Below are 11,749 nucleotides of genomic sequence, written 5' to 3' on the forward strand. Positions count from 1 at the left end.
AATCCATTTTACGTGGAATGAAGAAGAGTAACAATGGTAATTTTCAATTGTCGATGTGGCGGAGGCGTTGACTGATAGTGTTAATCTGAAACAGTATATAAAGCGATTGTGTTCACGGGACGAGGTTTATCATTGAACCAAGGTACACTTTATACCTCGGTTCAAATGATAGTAGAGGATGTTAAAAAGAGCAAAATTTAAGTAGTATGTATAAAGGATTATTTCGTATTATACAGTCTATTTCTTCTAAAATAGTACACTTTAAACTTTGACTAGCTCAGGTGAGGGATGAACGTATGCAAGAGATAGAGAAGTCAGAGCTTACCCAAGAGTATATGAAAGAACTCTATGAGCAGAAGGTTATCCTAAGGGTTGGATTGTCAGACGTGTGGTATAGTTATCCGTCTTCACAATGTTTGGCGAACATGTTACAGTGGAAATCCTCTCAAAAGAGTAGTTGAATACATCTAAAAAAGTAAGCAAGTTGTAAATCGTGGAGGTAATGTAACTAGAGTAGTTCATGAGCAAGCAGAGAAGGAGTTAGGAAGAAGCAATATATCTTTTCGAAACTTCTTAGCAAATTTAGGAAAAGGAGAAAAACCGCCCCAATTGTCTTTTGAAGCGGATAGTGAGTAGTAGATAATTTAAAAAGTAGAATACTATGATTAAAAAAACGCTTTATTTCGGTAATCCTGTTTATTTATCTTTGAGGAATGCACAGTTGGTAATCAAATTGCCGGAGGTTGTGAAAAATGACACCTTACCTGATGGCTTCAAACAACAATCAGAGGTAACTAAACCAATAGAGGATCTTGGTGTAGTAGTACTGGATAATAAGCAGATAACTATTACTTCAGGAGTATTAGAAGCGTTACTTGAAAACAATTGTGCTATCATAACTTGCGACAGTAAGAGTATGCCGGTTGGATTAATGCTTCCTTTATATGGAAACACGACACAAAATGAACGGTTTCGTCAACAGTTGGATGCCTCTCTTCCTCTGATAAAACAGTTGTGGCAACAGACTGTAAGAATGAAGATTGAAAATCAAGCAGCTGTATTGAAAAAATGCGCAGGTGAAGAAGTAAAGTGTATGACTATATGGGCTGCTGATGTGAAAAGTGGGGACTCTGATAATCTGGAAGCTCGTGCAGCTGCCTATTATTGGAAAAATTTGTTTAAAATAAAAGGGTTTACAAGAGACAGGGAAGGGATTCCACCTAATAATCTGTTAAATTATGGATATGCGATTCTAAGAGCTGTAGTTGCACGTGGATTAGTTGCCAGTGGACTTTTGCCTACATTAGGAATACATCATCATAATAGATATAATGCTTATTGTCTGGCTGATGATATTATGGAGCCATATCGACCCTATGTTGATGAGTTGGTCTATAAAATATTGCAGGAGGGGATGAATTGTAATGAACTGACGAAAGGGTTAAAAGCTCAGTTACTTACTATTCCTACACTAGAAGTTATTATCTCTGGTAAACGTAGTCCTTTAATGGTTGCGGTGGGGCAAACTACTGCATCTTTGTATAAATGCTTTAGTGGTGAATTGCGTAGAATATTATATCCGGAAATGTGAGATGAACCGATTTAGTGAATATCGTATTATGTGGGTACTTGTATTATTTGATTTGCCTACTGAAACAAAGAGGGATAAGAAAGCATATGTAGATTTTAAGAAGAATCTGCAGAAAGATGGCTTTACTATGTTTCAGTTTTCTATTTATGTTCGTCATTGTGCTAGTAGTGAGAATGCAGAAGTTCATATAAAAAGAGTTAAATCTTTCTTGCCGGAGCATGGGCAGGTTGGAATTATGTGTATTACAGATAAGCAATTTGGAAATATAGAGTTGTTTTATGGGAAAAAATCTTTGGATATAAATACTCCCGGTCAGCAATTAGAGCTTTTCTAGAAAAAGAAATCCCACTTAAATGCGGGATTCTTAATTGAAAACAGCATCGTTTTTGTATTTCAAAAATGGTTTATAACTAATTGAAAATCAATTTGTAATGTAGGTTGTACTGTTTCCTATGGTTCAAAGATACTAAAATGAAAGCAAATCACAACTGCAAGAGCGAGGACGTGAAGTATTGCCCGACTGTTTCCTATGGTTCAAAGATACTAAAATGAAAGCAAATCACAACAACGCTATCACCATAAACGTTTTTAAATTACTGTTTCCTATGGTTCAAAGATACTAAAATGAAAGCAAATCACAACAACCAAACTGATATGCAGTTTTCAAGATAAACTGTTTCCTATGGTTCAAAGATACTAAAATGAAAGCAAATCACAACTGTAGTTGATATAATAAACGGAAAAGAAAGACTGTTTCCTATGGTTCAAAGATACTAAAATGAAAGCAAATCACAACGCTCAGGTGTTTTCTTATCCCAAAATTTTAACTGTTTCCTATGGTTCAAAGATACTAAAATGAAAGCAAATCACAACTCGCTGTGTAGAGGACATACTGGCGGCTCAACTGTTTCCTATGGTTCAAAGATACTAAAATGAAAGCAAATCACAACTTCTCGGTCAGTTCAAATATCTTCTTTTCACTGTTTCCTATGGTTCAAAGATACTAAAATGAAAGCAAATCACAACGTAAAGTCGTTTGCTGAGAGTCCCTTGCCTACTGTTTCCTATGGTTCAAAGATACTAAAATGAAAGCAAATCACAACTATATCATACTTCTTATTCTGGTAATTATACTGTTTCCTATGGTTCAAAGATACTAAAATGAAAGCAAATCACAACAGCAACGCTTATATGCTATTTGCGGACGTGACTGTTTCCTATGGTTCAAAGATACTAAAATGAAAGCAAATCACAACGTAAAGTCGTTTGCTGAGAGTCCCTTGCCTACTGTTTCCTATGGTTCAAAGATACTAAAATGAAAGCAAATCACAACGTCAAGTACACTGTTCGCCCACTCATCCGAACTGTTTCCTATGGTTCAAAGATACTAAAATGAAAGCAAATCACAACCTTGAATAAGAGGGTGTCCGGGTTCTTAGTACTGTTTCCTATGGTTCAAAGATACTAAAATGAAAGCAAATCACAACGCCAACTTATTCTTCAGGCACATATCTTTAACTGTTTCCTATGGTTCAAAGATACTAAAATGAAAGCAAATCACAACCAGCATGGGAGTATTCTCAAATTTTTCTCCACTGTTTCCTATGGTTCAAAGATACTAAAATGAAAGCAAATCACAACGGAAAATGGAAGCTTGAAATAGATTCTATTACTGTTTCCTATGGTTCAAAGATACTAAAATGAAAGCAAATCACAACGAAAGATCATCCAACACTGCAGTAAGTTGCACTGTTTCCTATGGTTCAAAGATACTAAAATGAAAGCAAATCACAACGAAAGATCATCCAACACTGCAGTAAGTTGCACTGTTTCCTATGGTTCAAAGATACTAAAATGAAAGCAAATCACAACTTTCCATTGTATATTATTATTCAAATGTCCACTGTTTCCTATGGTTCAAAGATACTAAAATGAAAGCAAATCACAACTATTTGTTTATCACGGCAGCCGCCTGACGGACTGTTTCCTATGGTTCAAAGATACTAAAATGAAAGCAAATCACAACCAAGTTTCACCTCTTCACGATACGCACCAAACTGTTTCCTATGGTTCAAAGATACTAAAATGAAAGCAAATCACAACTCGGCAGACTCCATCTTCATAGTAATGCCACTGTTTCCTATGGTTCAAAGATACTAAAATGAAAGCAAATCACAACCACAAGTGCTCCAACATAAGGGATAAATCCACTGTTTCCTATGGTTCAAAGATACTAAAATGAAAACAAATCACAACAATCGAGCATATTCGTATCTACGCCAACAGGCTGTTTCTAATGGTTCAAAAATACAAAGATGAGAAACAAATCACAACAGAATTGTATATAATTCCTGCCAAGATTCAACATTTTAAATAATTTTAGAAATAAGTATGCTCCCCCAATCCTAAATATCATCCCCTCTCTTTATTAACGAATTGAAGAGAGAAGCCCCACTTCCTTTTCCGTACCCTCTTCTCTCTCCAATCCCTTAATCCCACCTATCTATTTTATCTTCTCCCTAATCTTCGTCAGATACTGCTTCATCCCTTCCGCATCCTTCGTACTGATAATTTCCAGCAAATTCTTCAGCTCCAGACGAATATTTTCCACTTGCGAGGGAGTGCGCGGATTAAAGAGAATTTCCTGAAGCAAGTAATCATCCTCACTCAGCAAACCCTTGGCAATAGCCATATGCTTCTTGAACGTAGTACCCGGAGCCTCCTGGTGCTTCATCACCGCTGCAAAAACAAACGTAGAGACAAAAGGAATAGACAGAGAATAAGCTACCGTCTCATCATGTTCGTCGAAAGTATATTCGAAGATATTGAGGCGGAGCGTCTGGTAAAGGTCTTTGAAGAAAATTTTTCCCAGGTGGTCACCTTCACTGATGATGATAGCATTCTCGCTGCTCAGATTGCTGAGGCTGGCAAACGTAGGGCCAAACATCGGATGCGACGATACATAACGAAAGCCACTTTCCTCATAGAATTTCTTCAATCCCGTCTTCACCGAGGCGATATCACTGATGATACAATCCTTGGGCAGCACAGGCAGCACCTTGCGGAATGCGTCCAGCGTATATCTCACCGTGGCGGCATTGATTACCAACTCCGGTTCGAAGTCCTTTATCTCTTCCAACGTGGTGAAACGATACGTGTTATAGACAAAACGCAACTGGTGCGGATTCACGTCGAACACTGCCGTTTCATGTTGGAAACTTAGAATATCTGTAAAGAAAGAGCCCATCTTGCCGGCTCCGAGTATTAAAATACGCATAAATTTAGTGTTTAGGTATTAATGATTAGTGATAAGTGAAAGATAGCGTAGCCATTAATCACTTATCACCAGTCGCTAATCACTTGTTTATAATTTCCATTTGTTGCCTCACACTTTCCTCGTGTATCAGTTCGAATACCTTCTTGATAAATTCCGAATCCACGCCCAGAAGCACACCTTGTGAGCCGCGTTTATCCAGAATTTCATTGTAACGTCCCGTTTGCAGAATCGTCATATCGTGTTCTTTCTTGAACGTACCGATTTCACGTGCCACACGCATACGTTTGGCAAGTTCCTGCATCAGGTTGTTGTCGCACTCGTCAATCTGCTTGCGCAGTTCGCTGAGGTTTTCCGTGGTCTGTGTCTCTTTACGGATGACGAGTAGATTCAGGATGTAATCCAGTACGTCCGGAGTCACTTGCTGCGAAGCATCACTCCATGCACAGTCGGGGTTGCAGTGACTTTCGATAATCAGACCGTTGAAACCGAGGTCCATAGCCTGCTGGCAAAGCGGTGCGATGAGTTCGCGCTTACCACCGATGTGGCTGGGATCGCAGATGATCGGCAGGTTCGGGATGCGGCGACGCAACTCGATGGGGATATGCCATTGCGGCAGATTGCGGTACAACTTCTTGTCGTAACTGCTGAAACCGCGGTGGATGGCTGCCAGACGTTTCAGACCGGCATTGTTGATACGTTCCAGGGCACCGATCCAGAGTTCCAGATCCGGGTTTACCGGATTCTTCACAAACACAGGAATATCCACACCCTTCAGTGCATCGGCTATTTCCTGCATGGCAAACGGATTGGCAGTGGTGCGTGCGCCAATCCAAAGGATATCGATACCTGCTTTCAGACACTCGTATACATGCTTTGAGGTGGCTACTTCGGTAGAAACGTACATTCCGGTTTCTTTCTTAACCTCTTTCAGCCATGCCAGACCGTCTACGCCTACACCTTCGAAACCACCCGGTTTGGTACGCGGTTTCCAGATTCCGGCACGGAATATCTTCATTCCCTTTTCGGCCAGTTGCTTGGCGGTGCACATTACTTGTTCTTCTGTTTCGGCGCTGCAAGGACCTGCAATTACCATGGGACGTTTGTCCTCAATACCCGGCAGCAAAATCGATTCTAATTCAAGTTCCATATTCTTTTATTTTTGTTCAATTATATTTTTATTGTATAGATATTTCTCAGTGTCTTCTGAACCCTCTGCAACCCCCGTCGATAAAGCCTTTCGAACGTGTTAATAAATACAGGCCTCGTTTTTTAAAAACGTTGCCCTTATTCTTTAAAAACGTCGGGCACGTTTTTTAAAACGGTGAGTGGATTGTGTTACAGGAGCTCTTTTTTGTAAATATATTACTTCATCTCCCTGATGCGCTTCAATGCCTCTTCCAATTTATGGTCTTTGCAGCAAAGCGAGATGCGGATATACCGTTTTCCGTTACTTCCGAAGATAAATCCAGGCGTGATAAATACGCGTGCGTTATGCAACACCTTTTCAGTCAGTTCTTCAACGTCGGCACAGCTATCGGGAATTTTTCCCCAAAGGAACATACCTACCTGTTTTTCATCGTATGTACATCCCAGTGCGTGCATGATTTCCCCTGCCAGATGGCGGCGGTTGCGGTAGTTCTTGTTATTTCCGTCGTACCATTCCTGTTCGGCTTCCAAGGCGTTGGCGGCTGCCAGTTGCATGGCGCGGAACATACCGCTGTCGATGTTGCTCTTCACTTTCAGGATCCATTGCACAAAGTCGGCGTTGCTTGCCAGCATACCGATACGCCAGCCCGGCATATTGTGGCTCTTGCTCATGGAGTTGAACTCGATGCAACACTCTTTGGCGCCCGGCACACTGAGGATGCTGAGGGGGTGGTCGTTCAGGATGAAGCTGTACGGGTTATCGTTTACAATCACGATGTCCTTGCGGCGTGCAAAGTCCACCAGCTTTGCATAAAGTTCCGGGGTGGCGTTAGCTCCGGTCGGCATGTTCGGATAGTTGGTCCACATCAGCTTTACGCGGCTCATGTCCATCTTTTCCAGTTCGTCGAAGTCGGGCATCCAGCCGTTTTCCTCTTTCAGGTTGTAGTTGATGACTTCCGCGCCCAGTATCTTGCTCAATGAGGTATAAGTGGGATAGCCCGGATTGGGAACCAATACCTGTTCGCCCGGATTGACGAAGGCCAGTGTGACGTGCAGGATACCTTCTTTTGAGCCGATGAGCGGCTGTATCTCAGTATTAGGATTCAGCTCCACGCCGTACCATTTCTTATACCAAGCGGCAAAGCTGCGGCGAAGTTCGGGGATACCGACATAAGGCATATAACCGTGTCCGTCAGGGTTTTGTGCTTCGCGGCACAGGGTCTGTATGGTTGCTTCCGAGGGAGGCATGTCGGGGCTGCCGATTCCGAGGCTGATTACGTCTTTTCCTTCGGCATTCATTTGTGCCACCTCTTTCAACTTCTTGGAGAAGTAGTATTCGCTCACGCTGGCCAACCGGTCGGCGGGCTTGATCTTAGATGTTTGATTTTCCGTCTGCATATTCGCCTAATATTTTAAGTTCTTTGGTTAGCGGTGTGATGGCCGCGATGGATTGTTTATATCTCAGTAGGTTGTCGAAAGCGACATCTACGTAAAATTGGTATTCCCATTCCCGCCCGATGATGGGCAGTGACTGTATTTTGGTCAGGTTGATGCTGTAGAACGAAAGAATGGACAGTACTTGCGAGAGGCTCCCTTCCGTGTGGGGCAGTGTGAATACCATGCTTGCCTTGTTGGTTTCCGGGTGTGGATGGCGGCGTATTTCGTCTACTTGCCAAGGATCGGCAACTACCAGAAAACGGGTGAAGTTGTGCTTGTTTGTTTCGATGCCTTCCTGCAACACCTTCATGCCGTAACGCTCGGCAGCGGCCTTGGAACAGATGGCAGCGTGTCCTTTCAGATTTTCCCGCTTGATGATTTCGGCGCTGAGGGCGGTGTCTTCCGCTTCCACTACTTTCATCTTCGGGTGCTGGGCAAGGAACTCGCGGCATTGCATCAGTGCGATGGGGTGGGAGTTGACTTCCGTCAGATCGTTCCAGTCCTCATCGGGCAGGCAGACAAAGCTGTGTGAAATGCGTAGTTTGTATTCGCCTATGATTTGTGTTCCGCTCTGCCGCAGCAACTCGTTGTTGTGCAACAGGCTACCTGCAATGGTATTCTCTATTGCCAACATTCCTATGGTCTTGCTGTCCTTCTTCACGGCTGCAAACACGTCCTCAAAAGTAGCGCAACAGATTAACTCTATTTCTTCTCCTTCGAAGTACTTGTGTGCGGCAATGTCGTGATACGACCCTAATGTTCCTTGAATGGCTATTCTTTTCATACTGTTTCTTTAAAATAAAAAATCCCGCTTCCATACAATGGAGCGGGATTAAGTATATTACTTTAGTTCTCTATTCAGTTCTTAAGCATCACTGTCACTTGACACATACAAACTCCCGCTCTACTTTCTGGCTAAAGTAAAAGTAAAAAAAGAAGTAATATGTATAAGTAAACAAATTCATACTTTCGTTTTCTTTTTGTTTTTAATTTCGTGGCAAAAGTAATACTTTTCTCTTATATGCAAGCAAAAAATGATATTTTTTTTATTTCTTCTTCAAAATTAGCTTTCAGACGAGTGCTTCCGGTTGTCTTTTTCTGCCGGAAATCCATCAATCGTCGTGCATGATTCCCTTGATTTGCTCCCATTTGTTCACGGCATCGTTGGGCTGTGCCTTGCCCGGAGTGCTACGGCCTTCGCGGATGTACTTTTGCAACAGGTCTTTCAGCTCGCTGACTATTTCGGGATGTTCCTGATAGACATTTTTGCTTTCGGTGGGATCGTCTTTCATATTATAGAGTTGTATCGGTGGGAGCTGGGCAATGGCTTCCTTGTCCACACCCGGCTTGGGATAGCTCCAACCGCCGGAACTGGGGGAACACAACAGTTTCCAGTCTCCTTTACGGATGGCAAACTCTCCGCGGATGGAGTGGTGCACGGTGGCTTCACGGATGGTTGGCGTGTGGTGCGGATTCCGGATGAGGGGAAGAATGTTGTAGCTATCTTCCGCTTCGTTATCTTTCAGGGGATAATGGTTGAGGGCGGCAAAAGAAGCGTAGAAGTCGTTGAGGCAGACGGTTTGTGTACAAGTGCCTCGGCCTGCACCGTTGGCCCATTCCACGATGGTGGGTACGCGGTGACCGCCGTCGAAGAGATCGGCTTTCATGCCTCGCCAGATGTAGTTGGCATGATGCCCTTTAGCGGCCATCTCAGGGATACCTCCGGCGGGAGAGCAACCGTTGTCGGTGGTGAAAACTACGATGGTACTGGAGTCTATACCGTTGCGTCGCAGGGCTTCGCGCACTTGTCCCACTACATCGTCCACCATCAGGACGAAGTCACCGTAATCACCCAGTCCGGTTTTTCCTTTGAAGGTTTCGGTGGGCAGGATGGGGGTATGCGGGGCGGGCAGGGGCAGATAGAGGAAGAAGGGGCGTTCGTCTTGTGCGTGGCGGTTGATGTAGTCTACTGCGCGGTGGGTCAGGTTGGGCAGACAGTCCTGGTGGTTGAAGTCGTTGGCTATGGCGCCTGCACGCCAGAAGCCCGGTTTCTTTCCTGCGGGTACGGTGCCTATTTGAGTGGTGGTGGACTGGCGGTTTTCTATATATACATAGGGGGCCATGTCGAGGGAGCCGCAGAAGCCGTAGAAGTAGTCGAAGCCTAAGTCGGCAGGACCGTTGGTGATGGGTTTGGAGTAGTCTACGTCTTCGTCGTTGAGGGCGTTGGCGCCGGGTTTCTCATGTCCCGGTTTTGTGCCCCAGTTCCAGCCTAAATGCCATTTGCCGATGCAGGCGGTGGTATATCCGTTTGCTTTCAGCATGGATGCCATGGTGCTGCGGGTGGTGGGGATGATAGGGTGGGAGTAGCCGTAGAGTACACCGCTTTTGAGGCTGGAACGCCAGTTGTAGCGCCCTGTGAGGATGCCATAGCGGGTGGGGGTGCTGACGGCTGAACAAGAATGGGCATCGGTGAACATTACGCCGTTGGCGGCCATCTGGTCGATGTGGCGGGTTTGGATATGAGAGTCTTTGTTGTAGGCGGAGACATCTCCATAGCCCATGTCATCGGCGAGGATGAAAATGATGTTCGGCTTTTGTTGGGATGCTGACTTTGCTTGTTCTGCGGTTTGTGCAGACACATGCTGTCCAAGGCACATAGGAATAGACAGCAATCCAAAATAAGATAATTTCTTCATAAAAAAGCACAGTATTTATTGAAACAATTCAGGATATATTGCTGCTAAGTTAAATGTATCTCCACTTTCTTTAGATAACTTCTGATATTCAGCACATAATCTCTTTACTATCCTTTTGTATTGAGGAGAGCCAAATAAGTTATTAGTTTCTTGTGGATCTTTTTCTAAATCAAACAGATAGGCATCTTTGGAGGCAGGGATAAAGAATAGCTTGTAATGTCCGTCTGTTACCATTCGCTGGGCTTCTTGCAGATAAGCGGAATAGATGGCTTTGCGATGGGAAGAAGCCTTGGAGCTCTTCAAAGCGTTGATTTGGGAGATGAATTCCAAATGATTGGGTTTCTTGATACCTACCAAATCATAAACAGTAGGTACCAAGTCTTGCAGATAGATTAACTGATCGCGAACTTCACCTTTAGGCAAACCTAACCCGCAAAACGCCAGTGGCACTTTTGCACTGTGGTCGTACATACTTTGTTTGCCGATAAGGCCATGATGCCCCACCGACAGACCATTATCCGAAGCAAAGACAATTAACGTATTCTTATCCAAATCATTTTTTTTCAATGCTTCTATGATACGCCCTACTTGAGCATCCATGTGAGTAATCAATGCATAATATTCCTGGCGATGTTTTTGTACGGAGTAGTGGGTGCGGGGAAATGGAGCAAGTTGCTCATCACGCAAGTTTTTACCGGATTTCATTTGTTCGCCAAGCGGATGGACAGGCAGGAAGTTTTGGGGCACCGAAATTTTATCCACATCATACATATCTACATATTCTTTTGGGGCCTGACGCGGATCATGCGGGGCATTAAAGGCACAGAACATGAACAAAGGCTCTTTAGAATCTTTGTTCTCTTCCATATATGTTATTGTTTCGTCGGCCAATATTTCACTCCAGTGTTTTCCTTCACTCCAATATCCGCCTTTTGATTTATCCCAGGGAAGCCAGGTATTATCTTCTTTGCTTTGAGGACGGTTATAGGCGTCTTTGGTATCTTTGGGCATGCCACCTCTGACTTTCACACTTTTGTCAAATAGCTGCTGTGCGGTGACGGATTTCATGTGCCACTTTCCAGTTTGAAACGTTTTATAGCCTGCTTGTTTCATTACTTGCGGCCACATCTCTCCATTGGCAAGTTCTGCTTCGTATTTTTGACTTTCGGCTTTGTGGGTATTCCAAATATAACGACCGGTTATCAGCTGTGAGCGGCTGGCGATGCTGATAGCGCCATTCCAACCACCCATAATATATGTATTGGAGAATCGTACTCCGTTTGATATCAGCTTATCGAGATTGGGAGATATAATCTCACTGTTGCCGAGAATATTCAATCCGTCATAGGTCAGGTCATCAACAAATATAAAAAGAACATTCGGCTTGGTTTGTGTGCTTGGGCTGTTCTCTTCAACTGTTGCGGAAAATAAAGTTTGCGGAATAGCTAATACTGAACTTGCTACCAAACTGGATAATAGTGTGTGTTTCATGACAAATAAATTAAAATTAAATGCCCAAAATTACGCCATTTATCTTAGGAGCGTTTGTAGTTTTGTATCAAACACTATTGCTGTTGTCTCAATCTTCTGCAATTGTGAGGT

At 43.4% G+C, this 11,749-nt stretch carries 8 protein-coding genes and 1 CRISPR repeat array; of the genes, 2 read left to right on the forward strand and 6 right to left on the reverse strand.

From position 1 onward, the window contains the following. The first annotated feature begins 661 nt into the window (after window positions 1-661). A complete protein-coding gene (gene cas1, locus K429_RS0102315) occupies window positions 662-1,591 on the forward strand; it encodes a type II CRISPR-associated endonuclease Cas1 (protein WP_007210087.1) in 930 nt (309 codons plus the stop codon). A 1-nt stretch (window position 1,592) separates the two neighbouring features. Continuing rightward, window positions 1,593-1,925, forward strand: coding sequence for a CRISPR-associated endonuclease Cas2 (cas2, locus tag K429_RS0102320; RefSeq protein WP_007210088.1), 333 nt, complete (start codon window positions 1,593-1,595; stop codon window positions 1,923-1,925). Between the two features lie 415 nt (window positions 1,926-2,340). Continuing rightward, window positions 2,341-3,847: a CRISPR direct-repeat array (repeat unit 47 nt; unit sequence ACTGTTTCCTATGGTTCAAAGATACTAAAATGAAAGCAAATCACAAC). 247 nt (window positions 3,848-4,094) lie between these two features. Here the strand turns inward: cas2 and K429_RS0102325 are convergent. The 6 genes from K429_RS0102325 to K429_RS0102355 form a co-directional block, all read right to left on the reverse strand. Then, window positions 4,095-4,868 carry a prephenate dehydrogenase/arogenate dehydrogenase family protein gene (locus K429_RS0102325; protein ID WP_007218812.1) on the reverse strand — a complete coding sequence of 258 codons (774 nt, stop codon included), beginning with the start codon at window positions 4,866-4,868 and terminating at the stop codon, window positions 4,095-4,097. A gap of 79 nt (window positions 4,869-4,947) precedes the next feature. Next, a complete protein-coding gene (locus K429_RS0102330) occupies window positions 4,948-6,015 on the reverse strand; it encodes a bifunctional 3-deoxy-7-phosphoheptulonate synthase/chorismate mutase type II (RefSeq protein WP_007210090.1) in 1,068 nt (355 codons plus the stop codon). Window positions 6,016-6,230: 215 nt separating this feature from the next. After that, window positions 6,231-7,412 carry a pyridoxal phosphate-dependent aminotransferase gene (locus tag K429_RS0102335; protein WP_025725911.1) on the reverse strand — a complete coding sequence of 394 codons (1,182 nt, stop codon included), beginning with the start codon at window positions 7,410-7,412 and terminating at the stop codon, window positions 6,231-6,233. Further along, complete coding sequence (locus tag K429_RS0102340) at window positions 7,387-8,235, reverse strand: prephenate dehydratase (protein WP_025725912.1); 849 nt, start codon at window positions 8,233-8,235, stop codon at window positions 7,387-7,389. Before K429_RS0102340 ends, K429_RS0102335 begins: the two co-directional genes overlap by 26 nt. A gap of 328 nt (window positions 8,236-8,563) precedes the next feature. After that, the gene (locus K429_RS0102350; protein WP_025725913.1) at window positions 8,564-10,147 is read right to left on the reverse strand and encodes an arylsulfatase; all 1,584 of its coding nucleotides are present in this window, start codon (window positions 10,145-10,147) and stop codon (window positions 8,564-8,566) included. Between the two features lie 15 nt (window positions 10,148-10,162). Then, a complete protein-coding gene (locus K429_RS0102355; RefSeq protein WP_081750819.1) occupies window positions 10,163-11,638 on the reverse strand; it encodes a sulfatase-like hydrolase/transferase in 1,476 nt (491 codons plus the stop codon). Window positions 11,639-11,749: the final 111 nt, after the last annotated feature.

The organism is Bacteroides sp. 14(A) (assembly GCF_000526555.1).
Classification (GTDB): domain Bacteria; phylum Bacteroidota; class Bacteroidia; order Bacteroidales; family Bacteroidaceae; genus Bacteroides; species Bacteroides cellulosilyticus.